23 protein-coding genes are annotated in these 22,536 nt (G+C 63.4%); 11 read left to right on the forward strand and 12 right to left on the reverse strand.

The window, feature by feature from the left end; genetic code table 11:
• Window positions 1-54 precede the first annotated feature (54 nt).
• The gene (locus CAG34_RS26405) at window positions 55-618 is read left to right on the forward strand and encodes a hypothetical protein (RefSeq protein WP_085593320.1); all 564 of its coding nucleotides are present in this window, start codon (window positions 55-57) and stop codon (window positions 616-618) included.
• 178 nt (window positions 619-796) lie between these two features.
• On the opposite strand, the gene CAG34_RS26410 is transcribed toward CAG34_RS26405, so the two are convergent.
• A complete protein-coding gene (locus tag CAG34_RS26410) occupies window positions 797-1,057 on the reverse strand; it encodes a DUF3077 domain-containing protein (protein ID WP_015271332.1) in 261 nt (86 codons plus the stop codon).
• A 466-nt stretch (window positions 1,058-1,523) separates the two neighbouring features.
• Entirely contained in the window at window positions 1,524-2,507 is a 984-nt protein-coding gene (locus tag CAG34_RS26415) for a TauD/TfdA family dioxygenase (RefSeq protein ID WP_085593323.1), read from the reverse strand.
• Window positions 2,508-2,688: 181 nt separating this feature from the next.
• Between CAG34_RS26415 and azu the strand changes: the two genes are divergently transcribed.
• From azu to CAG34_RS26430, 3 genes are all read left to right on the forward strand, one after another.
• On the forward strand, window positions 2,689-3,138 hold the full coding sequence (azu, locus tag CAG34_RS26420; RefSeq protein WP_085593325.1) for an azurin: 450 nt from the start codon (window positions 2,689-2,691) through the stop codon (window positions 3,136-3,138).
• Between the two features lie 32 nt (window positions 3,139-3,170).
• A complete protein-coding gene (locus CAG34_RS26425; RefSeq protein WP_085593327.1) occupies window positions 3,171-4,823 on the forward strand; it encodes a cyclic peptide export ABC transporter in 1,653 nt (550 codons plus the stop codon).
• Window positions 4,824-4,979: 156 nt separating this feature from the next.
• Window positions 4,980-6,137 (forward strand): ATPase, encoded by a 1,158-nt coding sequence (locus CAG34_RS26430; protein WP_085593329.1) that lies wholly within the window; start codon window positions 4,980-4,982, stop codon window positions 6,135-6,137.
• 136 nt (window positions 6,138-6,273) lie between these two features.
• On the opposite strand, the gene CAG34_RS26435 is transcribed toward CAG34_RS26430, so the two are convergent.
• Window positions 6,274-7,209 (reverse strand): aspartyl/asparaginyl beta-hydroxylase domain-containing protein, encoded by a 936-nt coding sequence (locus CAG34_RS26435; RefSeq protein WP_015271337.1) that lies wholly within the window; start codon window positions 7,207-7,209, stop codon window positions 6,274-6,276.
• A gap of 172 nt (window positions 7,210-7,381) precedes the next feature.
• Window positions 7,382-8,356: a cysteine synthase A gene (gene cysK, locus CAG34_RS26440; RefSeq protein ID WP_013973746.1), complete on the reverse strand. Its 975-nt coding sequence runs from the start codon at window positions 8,354-8,356 to the stop codon at window positions 7,382-7,384.
• 134 nt (window positions 8,357-8,490) lie between these two features.
• Here cysK and CAG34_RS26445 point away from each other — a divergent pair, with 134 nt between their 5' ends.
• The 3 genes from CAG34_RS26445 (at window position 8,491) to CAG34_RS26455 (ending at window position 11,831) form a co-directional block, all read left to right on the forward strand.
• A complete protein-coding gene (locus CAG34_RS26445; protein WP_085593331.1) occupies window positions 8,491-9,564 on the forward strand; it encodes a DUF748 domain-containing protein in 1,074 nt (357 codons plus the stop codon).
• A 229-nt stretch (window positions 9,565-9,793) separates the two neighbouring features.
• On the forward strand, window positions 9,794-10,639 hold the full coding sequence (locus tag CAG34_RS26450; protein ID WP_085593333.1) for a MoxR family ATPase: 846 nt from the start codon (window positions 9,794-9,796) through the stop codon (window positions 10,637-10,639).
• 13 nt (window positions 10,640-10,652) lie between these two features.
• Window positions 10,653-11,831, forward strand: coding sequence for a VWA domain-containing protein (locus CAG34_RS26455; RefSeq protein WP_013973749.1), 1,179 nt, complete (start codon window positions 10,653-10,655; stop codon window positions 11,829-11,831).
• A 104-nt stretch (window positions 11,832-11,935) separates the two neighbouring features.
• On the opposite strand, the gene CAG34_RS26460 is transcribed toward CAG34_RS26455, so the two are convergent.
• From CAG34_RS26460 to CAG34_RS26475, 4 genes are read right to left on the reverse strand one after another with little or no spacing between them, the layout of a single operon-like run.
• Entirely contained in the window at window positions 11,936-12,853 is a 918-nt protein-coding gene (locus CAG34_RS26460) for a biotin-dependent carboxyltransferase family protein (protein ID WP_085593335.1), read from the reverse strand.
• Window positions 12,850-13,536 (reverse strand): 5-oxoprolinase subunit PxpB, encoded by a 687-nt coding sequence (pxpB, locus tag CAG34_RS26465; RefSeq protein ID WP_085593337.1) that lies wholly within the window; start codon window positions 13,534-13,536, stop codon window positions 12,850-12,852. The genes CAG34_RS26460 and pxpB overlap by 4 nt, the downstream gene beginning before the upstream one ends.
• Window positions 13,533-14,312, reverse strand: coding sequence for a 5-oxoprolinase subunit PxpA (locus tag CAG34_RS26470; protein ID WP_085593339.1), 780 nt, complete (start codon window positions 14,310-14,312; stop codon window positions 13,533-13,535). Before CAG34_RS26470 ends, pxpB begins: the two co-directional genes overlap by 4 nt.
• A gap of 9 nt (window positions 14,313-14,321) precedes the next feature.
• Complete coding sequence (locus CAG34_RS26475; protein WP_085593341.1) at window positions 14,322-15,608, reverse strand: MFS transporter; 1,287 nt, start codon at window positions 15,606-15,608, stop codon at window positions 14,322-14,324.
• Window positions 15,609-15,736: 128 nt separating this feature from the next.
• Between CAG34_RS26475 and CAG34_RS26480 the strand changes: the two genes are divergently transcribed.
• Window positions 15,737-16,648 carry a LysR family transcriptional regulator gene (locus CAG34_RS26480; RefSeq protein ID WP_015271343.1) on the forward strand — a complete coding sequence of 304 codons (912 nt, stop codon included), beginning with the start codon at window positions 15,737-15,739 and terminating at the stop codon, window positions 16,646-16,648.
• A gap of 134 nt (window positions 16,649-16,782) precedes the next feature.
• Here the strand turns inward: CAG34_RS26480 and CAG34_RS26485 are convergent, their stop codons facing one another.
• From CAG34_RS26485 to CAG34_RS26495, 3 genes are read right to left on the reverse strand one after another with little or no spacing between them, the layout of a single operon-like run.
• Entirely contained in the window at window positions 16,783-17,304 is a 522-nt protein-coding gene (locus CAG34_RS26485) for a DUF2937 family protein (protein ID WP_015271344.1), read from the reverse strand.
• Between the two features lie 9 nt (window positions 17,305-17,313).
• On the reverse strand, window positions 17,314-18,087 hold the full coding sequence (locus tag CAG34_RS26490; protein WP_013973756.1) for a class II glutamine amidotransferase: 774 nt from the start codon (window positions 18,085-18,087) through the stop codon (window positions 17,314-17,316).
• Between the two features lie 14 nt (window positions 18,088-18,101).
• On the reverse strand, window positions 18,102-18,608 hold the full coding sequence (locus CAG34_RS26495) for a hypothetical protein (RefSeq protein ID WP_025340210.1): 507 nt from the start codon (window positions 18,606-18,608) through the stop codon (window positions 18,102-18,104).
• Between the two features lie 199 nt (window positions 18,609-18,807).
• Between CAG34_RS26495 and CAG34_RS26505 the strand changes: the two genes are divergently transcribed.
• Window positions 18,808-20,850: a S9 family peptidase gene (locus CAG34_RS26505; RefSeq protein WP_085593346.1), complete on the forward strand. Its 2,043-nt coding sequence runs from the start codon at window positions 18,808-18,810 to the stop codon at window positions 20,848-20,850.
• A gap of 141 nt (window positions 20,851-20,991) precedes the next feature.
• Here the strand turns inward: CAG34_RS26505 and CAG34_RS26510 are convergent, their stop codons facing one another.
• On the reverse strand, window positions 20,992-21,270 hold the full coding sequence (locus tag CAG34_RS26510; RefSeq protein ID WP_085593348.1) for a hypothetical protein: 279 nt from the start codon (window positions 21,268-21,270) through the stop codon (window positions 20,992-20,994).
• Between the two features lie 131 nt (window positions 21,271-21,401).
• On the opposite strand from CAG34_RS26510, the gene CAG34_RS26515 reads away from it, so the two are divergent.
• Window positions 21,402-21,773, forward strand: coding sequence for a YajD family HNH nuclease (locus tag CAG34_RS26515; RefSeq protein WP_003259546.1), 372 nt, complete (start codon window positions 21,402-21,404; stop codon window positions 21,771-21,773).
• Window positions 21,774-21,845: 72 nt separating this feature from the next.
• Window positions 21,846-22,316, forward strand: coding sequence for an RNA methyltransferase (locus CAG34_RS26520; RefSeq protein WP_025340213.1), 471 nt, complete (start codon window positions 21,846-21,848; stop codon window positions 22,314-22,316).
• The last annotated feature ends 220 nt before the right edge of the window (window positions 22,317-22,536 follow it).

Genomic DNA, 22,536 nt, shown 5'->3' on the forward strand with positions numbered 1-22,536 from the left:
AGCGATAATCCACAGGCCAAGCTGTCGGCCGTGATCAACTAAACGGCAAGCTCAATGGCCAAAGCCATGATGAGTTACACCACTTCCCGGGACACGATCTCAAAACTGATCACCATGACCTGCTTAACCTGGGGCCTTTATATACCCTATTGGAGCTATTGCCATTGGAGACTTATCCGCGGACAAAGCGGGTTCACTCTAATCCCGTTGCTCTGCGGCGTGTTTGGCTCTTTCTTGATTTACCCCCTAATGAAAAGAGCAATCACCTATAGCAAAGAATTGGATCTGACCGTCGAAGGTACAGCGCTTGGAGTGACATTGAGATATTGGGTACCTTACCTGCTCTTCGTCAGCTGGCAATTCTGGGCACCCGACCAGCCGGAGGAAAGCCAATCGCTCTATAACATGTTCATGCTGCCGCTCGCGCTTCTGGTCACGTCTGTGACTTTAACCTTGGTAGCGCTGGTGCAAATTCAGCAAGCAGCCAACGCTTATGAAGGTGACCCAACAGGTCTGCGGAACGCTCAAATTACTTGGGCAAACGGGCTATGGATAATTATCAGCTGGTCGCCCTCCGCCGCTCTACTTGCACTAATTTCTCATTATGCCAACCACTAAATGACGTAAAGATCGGTTTGCCACTGATTGTATAGTACCGGCTGCGCCGGTGTTCGCGGGCACGCCCGCTCCCACAGGAGTTGTGCACAGCCTGAGGCATTCTGCATAACCTGAGGCATGCACAATCCCTGTAAGAGCGGCTTTAGCCGCGAAAGGGCCAGCCCAGCCAATACAAGGATCAGCGCAGCAAACCCAACTCGGCATCATCCAGCAGCGCCTTGGCCATGGCTGCGAAGTAATGCGAAGCCCAGAGCATCTGCTGATCGCCATCCATCAAACCGGTCAGTGACAAGTCGCGTGCATAGCCCATCAACTCCGAGGCTTGCTCGCGGGCGCTGCGGCAGGGGATGCCCTCAGCGATACGGAACAGCGGATGGGTTTGGCCTTCGCCTTGGTAGAAGTAGGTAACGCCGGGGGTGGTTTTAGTTTCGTCGGTCATTGTTTTTCCTGAATGCTCGGTGACCGCCTCTTCCGTTTCCACAGGAAGGGTGGCGGCTGTACACGGGGTGGAAACCCGAGTGCATTCAAGGAAAACTCGGTAGGCACGAGGCCTCCCGGGTACAGCCGCCATGAACGACATAACCTGAAATGCTTGCTGCAGGTTTCCACACCCGATCGCTGAACCGTCAGCGACGGGCAAAGCCTAGAGTGCGGGATTTGCAGGAACAATCAGACGCGTGTCGACAGAGGTTGTAGGGTATTTCGCAGGGGGTAGAGTTGCCAGTCCCGAGGCGTAGGAAGAGTCTGGAATTCTTGTAGGTTGCAGGGGCATGGGTTGGGAAGGCATCTGGGCTGACAGGTGTTCGCCATGACAGCTTCAGCGCCTGTGAGATCGAGCGCCGCCCGCGCGGCGCATCGCGACGCAAGGCCGCTCCCACAGGGGCCGTGCAGTACCTTGAGAACTGTCAGCGCAACAACTCGGAATGCCCCTGCGCCATCGCCACCACCACCTTGCGCTTGCCGGTAAACGGCGACCGCGCATGCGCTGCAAGCATGTTATCCAGCATCAGTACATCGTTTGCCTGCCACGGAAAGCTGATGGTGCATTCGTCCAGCACCCCGCGCACTTCATCGAGCAGCGAATCCTCGATGGTCGTACCGTCGCCGTAGTACACGTTACGCGGCAGGTCCTCTTCCTCGACGATGTCCATCAACGACTCGCGCACTTCTGGCTGCAGGTTCGAAACATGGAACAGGTGCGCCTGGTTGAACCACACATCCTCCCCGGTCACCGGGTGGCGTGCCACCACCTGGCAGCGCTGGCGGGTGCGCAATTCGCCGTCATCCTTCCAGATGCACTCGATGGCATGCGCCCGGCAATAGGCCTCGACCTGGCGCGGGTCTTCAGCGTTGAACACCTGCGACCATTCCACATCAAGGCCGTTGCCGTAGTTGCGCACGTACATCAGCCCCTTCTCCACCAGCCGCTCACGAATGCGCGCCGGCATGCGCCGGTACACCTCGCGGCTGTCGGCAATCGGCGTCTCGCCACCGGTCGCGGCGGGGATCACGCTGTAGAACCAGATCTTCATCGGCCATTCCAGGGTGTAGGCCTGCTCGTTGTGCAGGGGGATGCTCTGGTGCGCCGGGTACTCGGTGGAGGTGTACACGCCCTTGGTCACGTTGCTGCGCGGGGTGGAGCCAAACTCGTAGTTGAGCAGCGGGTGACCGAAGGAAGCGGCGAACTGGCGGAAAGCTTCGGCACCACCCACCTCGAAGCCGCGAAACAGGATGCCGCCAGCCTGCAGCAGGTGCCGGTCCACCAGCGGCTGCAACTCGGCAAAGGCTTCCAGCAGGTCGATACCCGGCTCTGGCGCGCGCACCAGCAGCGGCAGGTTGCCGCGTGCGGCGTCCAGGGGTTCGATCGCAAAGCTCAGCAGTTCACTCATGTCCGGTCACCTCAGGCCAGGGCCGCATAGGCGGCGAAATCGGGATGTGCGCCATGTCGGCGCCTGACTGAATGAACGAGCGGGCGATGGGGAAATTCACCTGGGCCGCACACACAGGTAAAGCCGGTGCGCGCCGGTTCGTCTGAACGATGTGCACCCTTCTATCGCCCAGGAACCGTACATGACTCGCCAGCTTCTGCTCCTCGCCCTGCTCGCCGTGGCCCCTGCCGCGTGGTCGGCAGAGCCATGCGCCGTGGAAATCCATGGCACCGACCAGATGACCTTCGACAAGGCCGCCATCACCGTGCCCAAGGCCTGCGCCGTGTTCACCGTCACGCTCACCAACCCTGGCGACATGCCGAAGAACGTGATGGGCCACAACTGGGTGCTGAGTACCCAGGCCGACATGCAAAGCGTGCTCGACGACGGCCAGAAAGCCGGCGAGGCACTGGACTACGTGAAGCCCGGCGACACCCGGGTGATCGCCCACACCCGCCTGATCGGCGGCGGTGAAACAGACAGCATCAGCCTCGACGTCCGGTCGCTGAAGGCAGGTACCGCGTACAGCTTCTACTGCTCGTTCCCGTTCCACAGCACCTTGATGAAAGGCTCCCTGACCCTCGGCAGCTGACCCGCCCCACCTCACCAGCGAGATCATGCTTCATGAAAACCTCCTCCCCCGGGGCCATCCGCGAATTGCTGGGCCTACTGAAATCCTACCGCCCGGCGGTAATCGTCTCGGTGCTGCTGGGCATGCTCGGCGGCCTGGCCGTGACCGCCCTGCTGGCCACCGTCAACCAGGGCCTGCATGCCGCTGGCGGCATGAGCCAGGGCGTGATCCTGGCCTTCGCCGGCCTGTGCGTGCTGGCCCTGGTCAGCAGCGTGGCGGCCGACAGCGGCACCAACTACGTTGGGCAGAAAGTCATCGCCAGGCTGCGCAAGGACCTCGGCGCCAAGGTGCTGTCGGCGCCGATCGAGCAGATCGAGCGCTACCGCACCCACCGCCTGATCCCGGTGCTGACGCGCGACGTCGACACCATCAGCGACTTTGCCTTCGCCTTCGCCCCGCTGGCCATCTCGCTCACCACCGTGACAGGCTGCATGGCCTACCTGGCCTGGCTGTCGTGGCCGATCTTCCTCATCACCCTGGCGGCCATCGGCATTGGCAGTGGCATTCAATACGTGGCCAGGCAGAAAGGCGTGGCCGGCTTCAACGCCGCCCGCGATGCCGAAGACAACCTGCAGAAGCACTACTCGGCCATCGCCGAGGGCGCCAAGGAGCTGCGCATCGACCGCCGCCGCCGCCATGCCATGCTGACCCGCAACATCCAGGGCACCGCCGACTTCATCGCCAACACCCATATCCGCGCCATCAACATCTTCGTCGCGGCCAAGAGCCTGGGGTCGATGCTGTTCTTCGTGGTCATCGGCCTGACCCTGGCCCTGCAATCGCTATGGCCGAGCAACGACCCGGCGGTGATGAGCGGCTTCGTGCTGGTGCTGCTGTACATGAAAGGCCCGCTGGAAACCTTGATCGGCAACCTGCCGATCCTCGGCCGCGCCCAGGTGGCGTTCCGCCGCATTGCCGACCTGTCCGAGCGTTTCTCCTCGCCCGAGCCGCACCTGCTGCTGGAGCCGCCGGTCAAGCGCACCGCCCCGGCCAGCGCGCATCTGGAACTGCACGACGTCGAGTACGCCTACCCGCCGGTGGACGGCAACGAGCCGTTCCGCGTCGGGCCGGTGAACCTGAGCATCGAACCGGGCGAGATCCTGTTCATCGTCGGCGAGAACGGCTGCGGCAAGACTTCGCTGATCAAGCTGCTGCTGGGCCTGTACACCCCGCAACGCGGCGAAGTGCGCCTGAACGGCAAGTCCGTCGGCCCGGAGGGGCTGGATGATTATCGCCAGCTGTTCACCACGGTATTCGCCGACTACTACCTGTTCGACGACCTGCCCGAGCATGAACACAGCCTGCCCAGCGATGCCACGCGCTACCTGGAGCGGCTGGAGATCGCCCACAAGGTGAGCGTGCGCGATGGTGCCTTTACCACCACCGACCTGTCGACCGGCCAGCGCAAGCGCCTGGCACTGGTCAATGCCTGGCTGGACGGGCGGCCGGTGCTGGTGTTCGACGAATGGGCGGCGGACCAGGACCCGACCTTCCGCCGCGTGTTCTACACCGAGCTGCTGCCGGACCTGAAGCGTTTGGGCAAGACCATCATCGTGATTTCGCATGATGACCGGTATTTCGATACGGCGGACAAGGTGGTGCACCTTAGCCGGGGGAAAGTGGTGGAGGCGTTGGAGCCGGCTTGAGGCAGCAAAGGGGGGGCTGCACGCCCCCTCATCAACCACGATCTATAATCGCTCTATAGTCTGTCTATAATTCCCTATAAACACCGCCCCTGTCAGATCTATAATGCCTCTATAATCAATCTATAATCGACTATAAATTGAAACGGAGGGGCCGAGATGCCTGAAACTGTCTATCACCGTCCGGCGCTTGCGTCCCGCCTGTCGAAATTGATCCTGCAAGTCGCCGTGGGCAGTGCAGCAAGCTCTGGTGTGTTTCTCGCTGCGCCACGACGTACCGGCAAATCCACCTTTGCCCGCGAAGACCTGCGCCCTGCCCTCGAAACAGCCGGGGCCATCGTTCTGTATGCCGATCTGTGGAAAGACCTGACCAAGGATCCCGGGCAAGTCATCGTAGAAGCGGTGCGTGAGGCGGTCGGGCGTAACGAAGGCTTCATCACGCGGCTGGCAAAGTCATCTGGCATGGAGAAGGTCTCTGTCGGCGGCCTGAACTTCAGCGTGGACAAGATCGGGCTGGGGCAAGATGTCGACCTGACCACCGCCCTGGTGGCGCTCTCCGATGAATCCCGCAAGATCATCGTACTGATCATCGACGAAGCACAGCATGCAATCACGACCGAGCAAGGAATAGCGGCGCTGTTCGCCCTCAAGGCAGCCAGAGACGAACTCAACAGTTCGAAGCACCATGGCTTGCGAATCGTCTGCACCGGTTCCAACCGGGACAAGCTGGCCATGCTGCGCAACAGCAAGGACCAGGCGTTCTTCGGCGCCTCCATGGTGCAGTTCCCGACCCTGGACCAAGACTTCATCGACTGGCTGTGCGCCAATATCGACCTGCCATGCGCACTCGATTCAACGGAGGTGTTTCAGCTCTTCAAGGAAAGCGGCTATCGCCCGGAGCTATTGGGTGCGGCCGCGGATGAAATCCGCTTCGACTTCGGCATTGAACCCGAGGCCATTCCGGCACGGTTCAGAGAGCTTGTCCAGGCACAAGCCAATGACTTGAACGCAAACCTGAAAAAGGTGATCCACAGCCTCACGCCTATCCAGGCTGCGGTTCTACGTGTCATGTGTGCAAAGGGGAACGACTACGCGCCGTTCGAGGCCCCGACCCTGGCACTGTACGCCAAAGCGATGGAACAGGCTGGCGTGGATGCGAGCGAAGTGAAGGCCGAGGTACCGGGGGTGCAGCAAGCGCTTATCGCCTTGCAGGACAAGAATCTGGTGTGGAAAGCATCGCGGGGGGTGTACGCGGTAGATGAACAGGTGATAGTCGATATCGTGCGAGCGGACGGTTTGCTGGAAGGTCTTGCCTGAGTGGTTTTCTGAGAGGACGCCGGGGGCGCTTTGCGCCCCTATCGCGACACAAGGCCGCTCCTACAGGAGTACGCAATCACCTGTAGGAGCGGCCTTGTGTCGCGATGGGCTGCAAGGCAGCCCCAACAGGCAGAAATCAGAACAACCAGTGATACAACAGGTACACCACCACCGCCGCCAGCACCGGCCGCAGCACGCGGTAGGCCTTGGGGTTGGCGCGCTTGAACTGCTTGACCTGGCTACTGATCCGGTTGCTGAAGCGCTTGCTCCAGGCGTAGGCCTGGTTGATCCCGCCCACACGCTCGTCGTCGGTGTTCTGCGGCGCGGTGGCACGGCCGAGGAAGGCGCTGACCTGGCGGTTGATGCGGGTCATCAGTGGGCTGCTCAGCGGGCGTTCGATGTCGCAGAACAGGATCACCCGGGTAACGTCGGTCTCGTTCTTGACCCAGTGCACGTAGGTTTCATCGAACATCACGTCCTCGCCGTCACGCCAGGCATATTCCTCGCCATCGACGTAGATGCGGCAAGCATCGGAGTTGGGGGTGGACAGGCCCAGGTGGTAGCGCAGGGAACCGGCGAACGGGTCGCGGTGCGGGTTCAGGTGGCTGCCGCCGGGCAGCAGGGCGAACATCGCGCCCTTGACGTTGGGGATGCTGCTGACCAGCTCGACGGTACGCGGGCACAGGGTTTCGGCAGAAGGCAACGGTTTGTCGTACCACTTCAGGTAAAAGCGCTTCCAGCCTTTCTTGAAGAACGAACCGAAGCCTGCGTCGTTATCCTTCTCGGCGGCGCGGATGTAACCCTCGTCGAACAGGCGCATGGCCTCTTCGCGGATTTCCTGCCAGTTGTCCTTCAGCACGTCCAGCTCGGGAAAGCGCTGGCGGTCCAGGTAGGGCTTGGACGGTACGCCGGAAAACAGGTACATCAGGCTGTTATAAGGGGCGAACAGCGCCGAATGGTTGACAAACTGGCGCAACACCGGCAAGCGAGCCTTGCCGCGCAGGTGCACGAACAGCACGCTGCCAAAAAACACCAGCAAGACACCCGCCTTGGCTGCAAAGGAAAAGGTCATGCTTTCACTCCTTGAGGAAGAAACAGGGCTACGCGCCCTGCACTCCGATAAATCATCCTGCCATCATAAACTGATGCCGCCAGGGTAAAAACAGCCCGGGCAGCAACTCAATCATGAAGATTTTGCAATAAACCAAGCCGCCGAACGTTGCGCGGGATCAGCGGCAAGGCCATTACTGCTGGTTTTCCTGCTCGCTGAACATGTCGCTGAACAGCATGCTCGACAGGTAGCGCTCGCCGGAGTCCGGCAGAATCACGACGATGGTCTTGCCCTGCATTTCCGGCTTTTCGGCCAGGCGCACGGCCGCTGCCATCGCCGCACCACAGGAAATGCCACAGAGGATGCCCTCTTCCTGCATCAGGCGGATGGCCATGGCCTTGGACTCTTCGTCGGTCACCGTTTCCACCTGGTCGACGATCGACAGGTCGAGGTTTTTCGGCACAAAGCCTGCGCCGATGCCCTGGATCTTGTGCGGGCTGGGCTTGAGCTCTTCGCCGGCCAGGGTCTGGCTGATCAGCGGCGATGCCACTGGTTCCACCGCCACCGACAGGATCGCCTTGCCCTGCGTATGCTTGATGTAGCGCGAAACACCGGTGATGGTGCCGCCGGTGCCGACGCCCGCCACCAGCACGTCGACCGCGCCGTCAGTGTCGTTCCAGATTTCCGGGCCGGTGGTTTTTTCGTGGATCGCCGGGTTGGCCGGGTTTTCGAACTGGCCCGGCAGGAAGTACTGGGCCGGGTCGGAGGCGACGATTTCGTTGGCCTTCTCGATGGCGCCCTTCATGCCCTTGGCCGGGTCGGTCAGCACCAGCTCGGCCCCCAGCGCCTTCAGCACCTTGCGGCGCTCCAGGCTCATGGAGGCGGGCATGGTCAGCATCAGCTTGTAGCCACGGGCGGCGGCAACGAAGGCCAGGCCGATGCCGGTGTTGCCCGAGGTGGGTTCGACGATGGTCATGCCCGGCTTGAGCTTGCCGCTGCTTTCGGCGTCCCAGACCATGTTCGCGCCGATGCGGCATTTGACCGAATAGCCCGGGTTACGCCCTTCGATCTTGGCCAGGATGGTCACGCCGCGCGGGGCAATGCGGTTGATCTGCACCAACGGCGTGTTACCGATGGAGTGGGCGTTGTCTGCAAAGATGCGGCTCATGGCAGGGGTCCTTGGCATGAAAAAAAGCAGGGAAAGACCTCAAGGGTAAGCCCGGGCCGGTGGCCCGTAAAGCCTGTTCGAACTCACGCGGACTCGTTGCGGTCAACCGCATATCCTGCGTTGGAGACACTTCGATGAGAGCCCGTTATCGCTGGCCGCTGATCGGCCTGGCCAGCCTGATCGTGCTGTTGGTGGCGCTGCACCTGGCCCTGCCCTACCTGGTGCGCGACTACCTCAACGACAAACTGGCCGACATGGGCGACTACCGTGGCCAGGTGGCCGATGTGGACCTGGCCTGGTGGCGCGGCGCGTACCAGATCAATGGGCTGAAGATCGTCAAGACCACCGGCAAGGTGCCGGTGCCGTTTCTCGACGCGCCGCTGATCGACCTGTCGGTGAGCTGGCACGCCCTGTGGTACGACCGCGCAGTGGTTGCCGAAGTGGTGTTCGACCGGCCGGAGCTCAACTTCGTCGATGGCGGCAACAAACAGAACTCGCAGACCGGTCAGGGCACCGACTGGCGCCAGCAACTGGAAAAACTGCTGCCGATCACCCTTAACGAGGTTCGCATCGACAAAGGCGTGCTGACTTTCCGCAACTTCAACTCCAAGCCACCCGTCAACCTGAAGGCCACTCAGCTCGATGCCAGTATTCGCAACCTCACCAACATCCGTGACGAAAAGGGCCGACGTGATGCCAGCTTTGATGGCACGGCGCTGATCGTAGGCGATGCCAAGGTGGAAAGTCGCGCCACCTTCGACCCGTTCAGCGATTTCGACGACTTCGAGTTCCGCCTGCGCGCCACGGGTATCGAGTTGCGCAAGCTCAACGACTTCGCCAGCGCATACGGCAAGTTCGACTTCAATGCCGGGCACGGCGATGTGGTGATAGAGGCCGAGGCGACCAACGGCCGCTTGAATGGGTACATCAAGCCACTGTTGCGGGATGTGGATGTGTTCGACTGGCAGCAGGATGTGCAGGAAAAGGACAAAGGCTTCTTCCGCTCAGTCTGGGAAGCGCTGGTGGGCGCGACCGAGACGGTATTGAAGAACCAGCCGAAGAACCAGTTCGCGACCCGGGTAGAGCTCAGCGGTAGCGTGCACAAGCAGGATATCAGCGCCTTCGAGGCGTTTCTGCAGATCCTGCGCAACGGGTTCATTCAGGCGTTCAATGCGCGATATGAGCGTGACTCGCCGGATTCCGACTAGGATCGAGTGACGGGGCATTCAGGGACTGAATACCTGGTCTGCGTTTCCAGTCGGCGAACCCCGCGTTATAGTCGGTGACAAATCGAAAATATGTACTGCCTGTTCCGGCCCTATCGCCGGCAAGCCAGCTCCCACAGGATCCCCACAGTTCTCAAGACCTGTGCTGTACCTGTGGGAGCCGGCTTGCCGGCGATAGGGCCAGTACAGACTACCCTCAGAGGACAGACCCATGAAGTTCGAAGGCACCCGCGACTACGTCGCCACAGACGACCTGAAACTGGCGGTAAACGCGGCCATCACCCTCGAACGCCCCTTGCTGGTCAAGGGCGAACCCGGCACCGGCAAGACCATGCTCGCCGAGCAGCTGGCTGCTTCGTTCGGCGCGCGCCTGATCACCTGGCACATCAAGTCCACCACCAAGGCCCACCAGGGCCTCTACGAGTACGACGCGGTCAGCCGCCTGCGTGACTCGCAGCTGGGCGTGGACAAGGTCCACGATGTGCGCAACTACCTGAAGAAGGGCAAGCTGTGGGAGGCCTTCGAGGCCGAGGAACGGGTCATCCTGCTGATCGACGAAATCGACAAGGCCGACATCGAGTTCCCCAACGACCTGCTGCAAGAGCTCGACAAGATGGAGTTCTACGTCTACGAAATCGACGAGACCATCAAGGCCAGACAGCGCCCGATCATCATCATCACTTCCAACAACGAAAAAGAGCTGCCGGACGCCTTCCTGCGCCGCTGCTTCTTCCACTACATCGCCTTCCCCGACCGCATTACCCTGCAGCAGATCGTCGACGTGCACTACCCGAACATCAGCCAGTCGCTGGTCAGCGAGGCGCTGGACGTGTTCTTCGACGTGCGCAAGGTACCAGGCCTGAAGAAAAAGCCGTCCACCTCCGAACTGGTCGATTGGCTCAAGCTGCTGATGGCCGACAACATCGGTGAAGCGGTGCTGCGCGAACGCGACCCGACCAAGGCCATTCCACCGCTGGCCGGCGCGCTGGTGAAGAACGAGCAGGACGTACAACTGCTCGAGCGCCTGGCCTTCATGAGCCGGCGCGGCAACCGCTGACAGGAGCCGGGCCATGCTGCTCAACCTGTTCAATGAAATGCGCGCGGCCAAGGTTCCGGTGTCGGTACGCGAACTGCTCGACCTGCATCAGGCCCTGCAAAAGCGCGTGGTGTTCGCCGACATGGACGAGTTCTACTACCTCGCCCGCGCCATCCTGGTGAAGGACGAGCGCCACTTCGACAAGTTCGACCGCGCCTTCGCTGCCTACTTCAAGGGCCTGGAAAACCTCGACCGGCATATCGAGGCGTTGATTCCCGAAGACTGGCTGCGCAAGGAGTTCGAGCGTTCGCTGACCGATGAGGAGCGCGCGCAGATCCAGTCGCTGGGTGGCCTGGACAAGCTGATCGAGGAGTTCAAGAAGCGCCTCGAGGAGCAGAAGGAGCGTCACGCCGGCGGCAACAAGTGGATCGGCACCGGCGGCACCAGCCCGTTCGGCTCGGGCGGCTTCAACCCCGAGGGCATCCGCGTGGGCGAGGCCGGCAAGCGCCAGGGCAAGGCGGTGAAGGTGTGGGACCAGCGCGAATACAAGAACCTGGACGACCAGGTGGAGCTGGGCACGCGCAACATCAAGCTGGCCTTGCGCCGGCTGCGCAAGTTCGCCCGTGAAGGCGCCGCTGAAGAGCTGGACATCGACGGCACCATCGACCACACCGCGCGGGATGCCGGGCTGCTGAACATCCAGATGCGCCCCGAGCGGCGCAACACGGTGAAGCTGCTGTTGCTGTTCGACATCGGTGGCTCGATGGACGCCCACGTCAAGGTCTGCGAAGAACTGTTCTCGGCGTGCAAGACCGAGTTCAAGCACCTGGAGTACTACTACTTCCACAACTTCGTGTACGAGTCGGTGTGGAAGAACAACCTGCGCCGCACCTCGGAGCGCTATTCCACCTTCGACCTGCTGCACAAGTACGGCGATGACTACAAGGTTGTGTTCGTCGGCGACGCGGCCATGGCGCCCTACGAGATTACCCAGCCGGGTGGCAGCGTGGAGCACTGGAACGAAGAGGCCGGGTATGTGTGGATGCAGCGTTTCATGGAGAAATTCAGGAAGATCATCTGGATCAACCCGTACCCGAAGCAGGCCTGGGACTACACCGCATCGACCCACCTGGTGCGGGACTTGATCGAAGACAAGATGTACCCGCTGACCTTGCAGGGGTTGGAGGAAGGGATGCGTTACCTGTCCAAGTGATTTTGCCGGTACCGGCCTCTTCGCGGGCTCGCCCGCTCCCACAGGTCCCCCACAGGCCTCAAGGCTTGCGCGATACCTGTGAGCCCGCGAAAGGGCCAGCGACCTTACAACCAACGGTCCAGGTAAGCCTGCTGCTCCCGCCACGCCTCATCCTGCACCACCGCCCGGAACCGCACCACCGCGCCCGGCATGCACTGCGCCAGTTGCGCCAGCGCCAACGGCGTCAATGCCCCCAGCCGCGGATAGCCGCCAATGGTCTGCCGGTCATTGAGCAACACGATCGGCTGCCCATCCGGCGGCACCTGCACCGCCCCCAGCGGAATCCCCTCGGAAATCATCGGCGCGCCCTGGTAGACCAGCTGCGGCCCCAGCAGGCGGATGCCCATGCGGTCGGCACGGCTGTCCAGCGTCCACTCGCGGTTGAACGCCTCGAACAGGCTGGTACCGCTGAAGTCACCGATCTGTGCGCCGATCACCAGGTCAAGCACTGGCTTTTGTGCGTACTGTGGCCGCAGCGCTGCCGGTACCTCACGCAAGGTCGCTGAAGCGCTGGAAAATGCCAGCAGCTGGCCTTTGCCAAGCGCAGAGCCCTGGCCATCGATACCGCCCAGTTCTTCCCGCACGACCGTGGCACGACTGCCCAGCACATCCTCGCCCAGGAACCCGCCAGGTGCTGCCAGGTACGCCCGCACGCCCTGCTTCGGCTGCTTCAGGGTCAACCGCTGCCCCTTGGCCAATGCAAAGCTGCGCCAGGGCGCCAGCGGCTGATCATCGACCCGCGCATCCAGGTCGGCACCGGCCAGGGCCAGCACACAATCCTGCTCTGCGACCACACAGAAACCACCTAGCGCCACCTCGACCACCGGCGCCGCCAACGGGTTGCCCAGCAGCCAGTTGGCCCAGTGCATCGCCACCCAGTCCAGCGCCCCGCCCTGGGTCACGCCCAGGTGGCGTACGCCAAAGCGCCCGGCATCCTGCAACTGGCACAGCGGCGTACTGGCCTCGATCTTCAACTGCTTCATGCTTGTGCCTCCACATCACCGCCCAACGCCACGAACTCGCTGCGCGAAACCGGCACGAAGCGCACCCGGTCACCGGGTTGCAACAGGCTGTAGCCCTCGCGTTCACGGTCGAACAGGCGCACCGGGGTACGCCCGATCAGGTTCCAGCCACCCGGCGATACCGCTGGATAGGCCGCCGTCTGGCGCTCGGCAATGCCGACGCTGCCGGCCGCCACGCGCTTGCGCGGGGTGCTCAGGCGCGGGCTGGCCAGGCGTTCGTCAACCAGGCCCATGAAGCCGAAACCGGGGGCGAAACCCAGGGCGAACACCGGGTACTCGCGCTCGCTGTGCAAACGGATCACCTCTGCTTCACTCAAGCCACTGCGGGCCGCCAACACCGGCAGTTCCGGGCCGACGCTGGCGTCGTACCACACCGGGATCTCATGGCGGCGGCCACCGCTGCCTGTGTCTGGCTGCAAGCCCTCCAGCGCACGGATGATCAGTGCCCTCGCCTCACCCGGTGGCAGGTCGAACTGCACCATCAGCGTGGTGTAGGACGGCACCAGGTCCAGCAAGTGCTCGCCGAACGCCGCGTGCAAGCGCTGGCTGGCGGCAAGCATCCACGGCATGTTGCCCTCGTCGATGGAGTCGAACAGGCGCACCATCAGGCTGTCGATGGCCACAACTTCAATACGCGGCTTCATCGCGACTCCAGGGCATCGAGGGCCTGGCGAATCTGCCGCACCGCCGCCACCGAACTGTCGTTGTCGCCGTGCACGCACAGGGTGCTCGCTGCAAGCGTCAATGCACTGCCATCGTCCGCCACCAGCGTGTCGCCACGGGCTAGGCGCACGGCCTGCTCCACCACCAGCGCCGGGTCGTGGTGCACCGCACCGGGCAGGCGCCGCGACACCAGGCGCCCGCTGGCGGTGTAGGCGCGGTCGGCGAATGCTTCGAACCACAGCGGCACGCCAATTTCATCGCCCAGGGCCTGGGCGGCGCGGTTGTCGGCGGTAGCCATCAGCATCAGCGGCAGGCCGCCGCCATAGGCCGCCACAGCCTCCAGTACGGTACGCAGCTTGAGCGGGTCGGCCATCATGTCGTTGTACAGCGCACCATGGGGTTTCACGTACGCCACGCGGCCGCCCAACACTTTGCAGATGCCGTCCAGCGCACCGATCTGGTAATGCAGCAGGTCGCGGATTTCCTCCGGGCTGCAGGCCATGGAACGGCGGCCGAAGCCGACCAGGTCCGGGTAGGCCGGGTGTGCGCCGATAGTCACGCCGTGCTCCAGCGCCAGGGCCACGGTGCGGCGCATGATGCTGGGGTCGCCGGCGTGGTAGCCGCAGGCGATGTTGGCGCAATCGATGTACGGCATGACTTCGGCATCCAGGCCCATGCGCCAGCTGCCGAAACTCTCGCCCATGTCGCAATTGAGTAGCAGGCGTTCCACCGCACGGCCTCCGTTGTCGTTGTTCATATGCCTACCTTAACGCGCCTGCAGCTGTTTGCCGCGGGTTTCCGGCAGGCTCAGCGCCGCCACGATCACCACCCCGTAGGACACGGCGGAGAACACGCCGATACCCAGGCCCAGCGCTACCTTCTGGCCGAGCACGCCGATCAGCAGCGGGAACAGTGCCGCGATGACCTTGCCGATGTTGTAGCAGAAGCCCTGCCCCGAACCGCGGATACGCGTGGGGAACAGTTCGGTGAGGAACGCGCCCATGCCGCTGAAGATGCCCGAGGCGAAGAAGCCCAGCGGGAAGCCCAGCCACAGCATCACGCCGTCGCTGACCTGCATTTGCGTGTACAGCAGCACGATGACGAACGAGCCCACGGCGAACAGGATGAAGTTCTTCTTGCGCCCCAGCAGGTCGGACAGGTACGCACTGACCACATAGCCGACGTAGGAGCCGACGATCACCATGGCCAGGTAGCCACCGGTACCCAGCACGCTCAGGCCGCGCTCGTTCTTGAGGAAGGTCGGCAGCCACGAGGTAATGGCGTAGTAGCCGCCCAGTGCGCCGGTGGTCAGCAGGGACGCACGCACGGTGGTCCAGAGCATGCCCGGGGCGAAGATTTCGTAGAACTGCGCAGGTGCCTCGGCGTTTTCCACCGCCTTGGCCTCGCGGTATACCTCGGGGTCCTTGACCAGGCGGCGGACGAAGATCACGAAGATCGCCGGTACCAGGCCCAGCAGGAACAGCGCGCGCCAGGCCTGCTCTGCCGGCAGCCAGGAGAACAGCAGCGCGTACAGGATGGCGGTGAGGCCCCAGCCAAGCGCCCAGCCGGACTGCACCATGCCCACCGCCTTGCCACGGTCCTGGGCGCGGATCACCTCGCCGATCAGCACCGCGCCGGCGGTCCACTCACCGCCAAAGCCGAAGCCCATCAGGGTACGGGCGATCAGCAGCTGTTCGTAGTTCTGGGCGAAGCCGCAGAGGAAGGTGAAGAAGGCAAACCACACCACCGTCAGTTGCAGGGTGCGCACGCGGCCAATGCGGTCGGAGAGAATGCCGGCCACCCAGCCACCCACGGCCGAGGCGATCAAGGTGCTGGTGTGGATCAACCCGGCTTCGGTGGTGGTGATGCCCCACAGCATGATCAGCGTCGGGATGACGAAGCTGAGCATCTGTGTGTCCATGCCATCCAGGCCGTAGCCGATCTTGCAGCTCCAGAACGTCCGGCGCTGCTGTGAGTCGATGTCGCGATACCAGGCGAAAGGCCCGGACGAAGATGGGGAACTGACCTGCTGCTGCACGCCGGTGGGGTTCATGCTTGCCTCGGCTTGTTGGTATTGTTTTATGGGCGACAATGAGTCGCGGCCTGGCTGCCATTGTTCAGACGCCGCGCCATTTGCGTCCAACGAGAAAAACCGCCGGTCTGGAACAAGAAAAACTGATCATGAACCTTCGCTTCCTCGAAACCTTCGTCTGGGTCGCCCGGCTCAAGAGCTTCCGCCTGACCGCGGAAAAGCTGTTCACTACCCAGGCCTCGGTTTCCAGCCGCATCGCCGCGCTGGAGGCCGACCTGGGCGTCAAGCTGCTGTTGCGCGACTCACGTGGCGTCAGCCTGACCCCGGAAGGCGGCAAGGTGCTGGAATATGCCGAGCGCATGCTGGAAACCGCCAAGGCCATGAAGCAGTCGCTGGACAGCGACCGGGCCAAGGTCGGGCGCATCCGTATCGGGGTGATGGACACGGTGATCCACACCTGGATGAGCGCGCTGGTGGCGGAGCTGACCGAGCGTTACCCGCAGGTGGAAATCGAACTGGTGGCCGACACTGCGCTGAACCTTCGCGAGCAATTGCAGAAGGGCTTTCTCGACGTGATCCTGCAGACCGACCTGCTGCGCGAGCAGTCGATCCGCAGCCTGGACCTGGCGCGCTACCCGATGGGTTGGGTGGTGGCCGCCGGCTCGCACCAGCACCGCGACTACGCCTCACTGGCCGAGCTTGGGCGTGAGCGGATCATCACCTTCTCGAAGAACTCGCGGCCGCACCAGGAAGTGCTGAGCCTGCTGCTGAGTGCCGGGGCCGAAACGCCGCGGCTTAACTGCGTGAACTCGGTGGCGGCGATTACCCGGCTGTTGCGCGACGGGTTTGGCATTGGTGCGTTGCCGCCGGCGCTGGTGGATGCCGAGTTGAGCCGCGGTGAGCTGGTATTGCTGCAGGGCCTGCAACCGCCGCCGAGCCTGGAGCTGGTGGTGGCCTGGCAGACCGGGGTGGCGTTGGTGGATGAAGTGGTCGGGGTTTGCCGGCAGGTGCTGGAGCGGTATGCGCGGGATGTGGGTGGGCAGCGTATAGTGTTGGTCTGACTGATTGGCTTTGTCTGTGCGGGCCTCTTCGCGGGCTTGCCCGCTCCCACAGGTACTGCACGGCTCTCAAGGCCCGTGATGATCCTGTGGGAGCGGGCAAGCCCGCGAAAGGGCCGGCACAGGCACAGCAAAAATCAGCGCCAGCTCTCTTTCACCGCCCCACGCCGCCCGCCCAGGATCACCCAGCCAATCGCCAGCAACAGGCTCTCGACCACGAAGGCCAGCACAAACCCTGCACCAAGCCCCCAGCCAACCGCCTCGGGCACCAGCAGGATCTGGTAGCTGTAACCATTGAGAGTTTCCTCGCGCAACTGCGGGTCGGCCTGTACCAGCACGTGCCAGGTACGCTGCGCCCATGGCGCTTGCAGCGCCTGCCATTCGTTTTCCAGCAGTTCGTTGCGGATCATCAGGCTTTCGATGCTGTTGGCATCACTGTTGAACACCGGGTCGTCGCTGCTGCGGTAATGCCGCAGCAGCGCCTGCAGGTCACCACTGAAGAAACGTTCGGCGGTCTGCCGGAAGCCGTCGAGCGCCTCGCGTGATTCGAACAGGTGCGCCTCGACCCGCTGGCTGTAGTCCTTCACCAGCCCCGGGACCTGGATACCGGCCAGCAGGCCGAAGGTAAACAGCAGCAACCGCAGGTAACTTCTGAACATGCCGCGTCCTTAGCTCTGGCCGTGCGCCACGCACTCGCCGTGCCGCCACAGGGCCCACTGACCCGGCTCGTAGCGCTGCCAGGTCTCGTTCTCGGTCAAGGCCTCGGTGGCGATCACCGTGACCACGTCATTAGGGGTCGTTTCGGTGTGAAAATCGACGATCAGGTCGACATCCTTCAACCGCGCCGCACCAAAAGGTGCCCGGCGGGTAATGTGCACCAGCTTGGTCGAACAGAAGCAGAACAGCCAGTCGCCGTCGCTGAGCATGCAATTGAACACGCCCTGGCCGCGGTAGCCAGCACAGGCTTCGACCAGCACCGGCAGCAGCTGTTCCACCGGCACGGGTTCGGGGAAGGCGCTGCGGATGCGGTTGAGCAGGTCGCAGAAGGCCGCCTCGCTGTCGGTGTCGCCCACCGGCCGGTAGAAACTGGCCTGGCCCTTGAAGTCGCCCAGCTGGCCATTGTGCGCGAAGCACCAGTTGCGGCCCCACATCTCTCGCACGAACGGGTGAGTGTTGGAAAGGCACACCTTGCCCACGTTGGCCTGGCGGATATGACCGATGACCACTTCGCTCTTGATCGGGTAACGCTGCACCAGGTTGGCCACTTCCGACTCGCTGCTCGCGGCCGGGTCCTGGAACAGGCGCAGGCCACGGCCTTCGTAGAAGCCGATGCCCCAGCCGTCACGGTGCGGGCCGGTACGGCCGCCGCGCTGCATCAGGCCGGTGAAGCTGAAGACGATGTCGGTGGGGACGTTGGCACTCATGCCCAGCAGTTCGCACATAGGCGTGTCTCCGCTTACAGACGGGGCTCGACCCGGCCGCCGCCTCGGGAGACGGCTGGGGCGGCAGGGGGTGGCGCATCACGGTAACGGTCGCGGCGCTCCGCGGCCAGCGGGCCCTGGGCGCCAAGCTGGTCATCTTCGGCAGCCTGGCGCTGGGCAGCGGCCTCGGCCTGCGCGCGGCGCTCGCGGGCGCGCTTTTCCAGCGGCAAGCGCAGCAGTACGAAAAGGAAATACAGGGAAAACGCGCCCATGCCGTACATGGCGAAGTCGGACACCGCGCGCCAGGCGTTGTTGCCGACCTTGAAGGCGACATCCAGGGCGGTGATGGCAATGGCCGGGGCGAAACTGTCCTTGACCGGGTCGACGATGGTCGGGGTCAGCAGCAGCACCGCCAGCACCACCCGCAGCGGTTCGCGCAGCCAGCGCCACATCCAGCCGGTGAGCTTGAAGCCCACCATCAGGCAGCCCAGGGCGGCAACAGCGTAAAGGCCCCAGGCGAGGGTGTAGTCGTTCTCGGTCATGGTGTTCGTGCAAGCCAGGCAAAGAGATGCCTATGATAAACACTTTTCCGGGCGCAGACAGCGTTTGCCTGTGCCGGCCTCTTCGCGGGCTTGCCCGCTCCCACAGGTTCACCACAGATCTTGAAACTGTGCAGTGCCTGTGGGAGCGGGCAAGCCCGCGAAGAGGCCGGCACAGGCAACCCCAATCAAGAGATCCTCAATGCCAACCAAGCCCCAACCCCCGATTGCCCACCAGGCCCAGGCCAGCGACCCGTACGCCTGGCTGCAACAGCGTGACAACCCCGAGGTGCTTGCCTACCTGCAGGCCGAGAACGCCTACCAGGAAGCCTGCCTGGCCGACCAGGCGCCGCTGCGTGAACAACTGTTCGAAGAGATCAAGGGCCGCATCCTGGAAACCGACCTGTCGCTGCCGGCGCCCTGGGGCCCCTACCTGTACTACACCCGTACCACCGCGGGCGACGAGTACCCGCGCCACTACCGCTGCCCGCGCCCGGCCGACGACTCCAACACGGTCGATGAAAGCCAGGAACAACTGCTGCTCGACCCCAACGCCCTGGCCAATGGCGGTTTCCTGTCCCTCGGCGCGTTCAACGTCAGCCCCGACCACCGCCTGCTGGCCTACAGCCTGGACACCAGCGGCGACGAAATCTTCACCCTGTACGTGAAGGACCTGGCCAGTGGCAGCGTCACTACCCTGCCCTTCGACGACTGCGACGGCAGCCTGACCTGGGCCAACGACAGCCAGACGCTGTTCTTCGCCGAACTGGACGACACCCACCGCCCGTGGCGCCTGCGTCGCCACACCCTGGGCAACGAAGGCGCGCAGACCGTGTTCGAGGAGCCCGACGGGCGCTTCTTCCTGCACTGCTACCGCACCAGCTCCGAACGCCAGCTGGTGCTGCTGCTCAACAGCAAGACCACCAGCGAAGCCTGGGTGCTGGACGCGGAAACCCCGCAGGCACCGTTCACCTGCCTGGCGCCACGGGTCGAAGGCCACGAGTACTTCCCCGACCACGGCCAGCTCGACGGCCAGTGGCGCTGGTTCATCCGCACCAACCAGGACGGCATCAACTTCGCCCTGTACCACGCCCCGGTCGCACCGGTGCCCAGCCGTGAGCAATGGCAGGTGCTGGTAGCGCACCGCGACGCGATCATGCTCGAAGGCCTCAGCCTGAATGCCGGCGCGCTGACCCTGAGCCTGCGCGAAGGCGGCCTACCGATCATCGAGGTACGCCCGCAGGGCCTGGCGGCCTACCGCGTCGAACTGCCCGACGCGGCCTACAGCCTGTACGTGCAGGACAGCCTGGAGTTCGCCAGCCCACGCCTGCGCCTGCGCTACGAAGCACTCAACCGCCCGGCCCAGGTACGCCAGCTGGAGCTGGCCAGCGGTGCCCAGGCGGTGCTCAAGCAAACCCCGGTGCTGGGGCCGTTCGATGCCGACGACTATGTCAGCGAGCGCCTGTGGGCTACCGCAGCGGACGGCACCCGGGTACCGATCAGCCTGGTGCGCCGCCGCCAGGACCTGGGCCAGACCGTGCCGCTGTACCTGTATGGCTACGGCGCCTATGGCGAAAGCCTCGACCCGTGGTTCTCGCACGCGCGCCTGAGCCTGCTGGAGCGCGGCGTGGCCTTTGCCATCGCCCATGTGCGTGGCGGCGGTGAACTGGGCGAAGCCTGGTACCGCGCGGGCAAGCAGGAGCACAAGCACAACACCTTCAGCGACTTCATCGCCTGTGCCGAGCACCTGATCGCCGAGGGTGTCACGGCTGCCGACCGCCTGGCCATCAGTGGCGGCAGCGCCGGTGGCCTGCTGATGGGCGCGGTGCTCAACCTGCGCCCCGAGCTGTTCCGCTGTGCGATTGCCGAAGTGCCGTTCGTCGACGTGCTCAACACCATGCTCGACCCCGAGCTGCCGCTGACCGTGACCGAGTACGACGAATGGGGTAACCCTGAGGAGCCGGAGGTGTATGAGCGGATCAAGGCCTATGCACCGTACGAGAACGTGAAGGAACAGGCCTACCCGGCGATGCTGGTGGTGGCGGGCTACAACGACAGCCGCGTACAGTACTGGGAAGCGGCCAAGTGGGTGGCGCGGCTGCGCACGCGAAAGACCGACGACAACCTGCTGCTGCTCAAGACCGAGATGGGGGCTGGGCATGGCGGGATGAGCGGGCGGTATCAGGGGCTCAAGGATGTGGCCCTTGAGTACGCGTTCGTGTTCGGCGAGCTAGGTATCGTTTGAGTAAGCTGGGGGCGCTTTGCGCCCCTTTCGCGACACAAGGCCGCTCCTACAGGGGTAACGCAATCTCCTGTGGGAGCGGCCTTGTGTCGCAATGGGCTGCAAAGCAGCCCCAAAATCCCACCGCTAACACGGCCCACTCAGTCAATCATCCTGCACCGGCTGCTTCGGCGGATCCTGGCGCAACCCCGGCAATGGCTGGTCCTTCGGCGGCCCGGGCACCGGCATCGGCGGCAACAAGGGCGCCCCCGGCTGGCTGTCATAGGCCTTGGGCGGCGTACTCGGGGTAATCTGCGGATATGGCGTAGGCGTCGGCGTACCCGGTGCACCGGGCACCGGCGTGCTCAACCGGGGTGGGGTGCTGGCAGCTTCGGCCATGGGCAGGCCGGCGAACAACAGCACAACGAGGATCGTGCGAAACATCAGCAACCTCCTGTCGGGAACCTTCCTACAGGCTACGCCTAAATCAAAGCTTTCGCCTGTCCGCCTGCCCCGCAAGCGCGCTAGACTCAATGCATAACCGTCATTTGCCTGATCAGAACAAAGGAAACACCATGAGCTCCACCTCTTCCGCCGCCGCCACCGCGCGCCTGGACCGCATCCTGGCCGATGCCAAGCGCGACAAGGAAATGGGTTACCGCGACAAGGCCCTGAAAATGTACCCGCACGTCTGCGGCCGCTGCGCCCGCGAGTTCTCCGGCAAGCGCCTGAGCGAGCTGACCGTGCACCACCGCGACCACAACCACGACAACAACCCGCAGGACGGCTCCAACTGGGAACTGCTGTGCCTGTACTGCCACGACAACGAGCACTCGCGCTACACCGACCAGCAGTACTTCAGCGAAGGCTCCACCAGCACCCCGAGCATCGCCAAGGCCACCCACAACCCGTTCGCCGGGCTGGCGGGCATGCTGAAGAAAGACTGACCATCGATTCGCCCCCCGCTGCTACCGGGCAGCCCGTATAATCGCGCTTTTTTTCGCGAAGGGCCCCGGTACGTGGCAAACAAACGATACAGCTGCATCGGCCTGTTCAACCCCAAGTCGGCAGAAAACGTCGGCTCGGTGATGCGCGCCGCGGGTTGCTACGGCGTCAATTCGGTGTTCTACACCGGCAAACGCTACGAGCGTGCCCGTGACTTCGTCACCGACACCAAGCGCGTGCACTACGACATCCCGCTGATCGGCATCGACGACCTGCAGCGCATCATCCCGCTGGGCTGCACGCCGGTGGCTGTGGAATTGGTGGAAGGCGCGCGGCCATTGCCGGAATACACCCACCCGGACCGGGCCATCTACATCTTCGGGCCGGAAGACGGCAGCCTCAGTGCCGATGTGCGGGCGTGGTGCGAAGAGACCATCTACATTCCGACCGAGGGCTGCATGAACCTGGCAGCGACGGTGAATGTGGTGCTGTATGACCGCATGGCCAAGGGGCTGAATACCCGTTCGGGGCCCAAGTTCAAGTAATAAAAAAGCCGCCACTGCGGCAGCAGGACCGGCCCTTTCGCGGGTAAACCCGCTCCCACAGACTGTGCATTCCCTGTGGGAGCGGGTTTACCCGCGAAGAGGCCGGCACTGACAACACAGGGCGGCCAGGTGCCGAACTCCGTCAGAACAGCACCGGTCTTGCTCAGGTCACGAAGCGTTGATCCAGATGGTCTTCAGCTCCGTGTACTGGTCATGGGCC

The organism is Pseudomonas sp. B14(2017), assembly GCF_002113255.1.
Classification (GTDB): Bacteria; Pseudomonadota; Gammaproteobacteria; order Pseudomonadales; family Pseudomonadaceae; genus Aquipseudomonas; species Aquipseudomonas putida_Z.

Coding starts and splice junctions, on each gene's coding strand:
- cysK (WP_013973746.1), bottom strand. CDS start 8,356: ATGAGCCGCATCTTTGCAGACAACGCCCACTCCATCGGTAACACGCCG.
- CAG34_RS26510 (WP_085593348.1), bottom strand. CDS start 21,270: ATGTTTCGCACGATCCTCGTTGTGCTGTTGTTCGCCGGCCTGCCCATG.
- pxpB (WP_085593337.1), bottom strand. CDS start 13,536: ATGAAGCCGCGTATTGAAGTTGTGGCCATCGACAGCCTGATGGTGCGC.
- CAG34_RS26480 (WP_015271343.1), top strand. CDS start 15,737: ATGAACCTTCGCTTCCTCGAAACCTTCGTCTGGGTCGCCCGGCTCAAG.
- CAG34_RS26490 (WP_013973756.1), bottom strand. CDS start 18,087: ATGTGCGAACTGCTGGGCATGAGTGCCAACGTCCCCACCGACATCGTC.
- CAG34_RS26415 (WP_085593323.1), bottom strand. CDS start 2,507: ATGAGTGAACTGCTGAGCTTTGCGATCGAACCCCTGGACGCCGCACGC.
- CAG34_RS26475 (WP_085593341.1), bottom strand. CDS start 15,608: ATGAACCCCACCGGCGTGCAGCAGCAGGTCAGTTCCCCATCTTCGTCC.
- CAG34_RS26485 (WP_015271344.1), bottom strand. CDS start 17,304: ATGTTCAGAAGTTACCTGCGGTTGCTGCTGTTTACCTTCGGCCTGCTG.
- CAG34_RS26470 (WP_085593339.1), bottom strand. CDS start 14,312: ATGAACAACGACAACGGAGGCCGTGCGGTGGAACGCCTGCTACTCAAT.
- CAG34_RS26405 (WP_085593320.1), top strand. CDS start 55: ATGGCCAAAGCCATGATGAGTTACACCACTTCCCGGGACACGATCTCA.
- CAG34_RS26450 (WP_085593333.1), top strand. CDS start 9,794: ATGAAGTTCGAAGGCACCCGCGACTACGTCGCCACAGACGACCTGAAA.
- CAG34_RS26425 (WP_085593327.1), top strand. CDS start 3,171: ATGAAAACCTCCTCCCCCGGGGCCATCCGCGAATTGCTGGGCCTACTG.
- CAG34_RS26430 (WP_085593329.1), top strand. CDS start 4,980: ATGCCTGAAACTGTCTATCACCGTCCGGCGCTTGCGTCCCGCCTGTCG.
- CAG34_RS26435 (WP_015271337.1), bottom strand. CDS start 7,209: ATGACCTTTTCCTTTGCAGCCAAGGCGGGTGTCTTGCTGGTGTTTTTT.
- CAG34_RS26515 (WP_003259546.1), top strand. CDS start 21,402: ATGAGCTCCACCTCTTCCGCCGCCGCCACCGCGCGCCTGGACCGCATC.
- CAG34_RS26445 (WP_085593331.1), top strand. CDS start 8,491: ATGAGAGCCCGTTATCGCTGGCCGCTGATCGGCCTGGCCAGCCTGATC.
- CAG34_RS26455 (WP_013973749.1), top strand. CDS start 10,653: ATGCTGCTCAACCTGTTCAATGAAATGCGCGCGGCCAAGGTTCCGGTG.
- CAG34_RS26410 (WP_015271332.1), bottom strand. CDS start 1,057: ATGACCGACGAAACTAAAACCACCCCCGGCGTTACCTACTTCTACCAA.
- azu (WP_085593325.1), top strand. CDS start 2,689: ATGACTCGCCAGCTTCTGCTCCTCGCCCTGCTCGCCGTGGCCCCTGCC.
- CAG34_RS26505 (WP_085593346.1), top strand. CDS start 18,808: ATGCCAACCAAGCCCCAACCCCCGATTGCCCACCAGGCCCAGGCCAGC.
- CAG34_RS26495 (WP_025340210.1), bottom strand. CDS start 18,608: ATGACCGAGAACGACTACACCCTCGCCTGGGGCCTTTACGCTGTTGCC.
- CAG34_RS26460 (WP_085593335.1), bottom strand. CDS start 12,853: ATGAAGCAGTTGAAGATCGAGGCCAGTACGCCGCTGTGCCAGTTGCAG.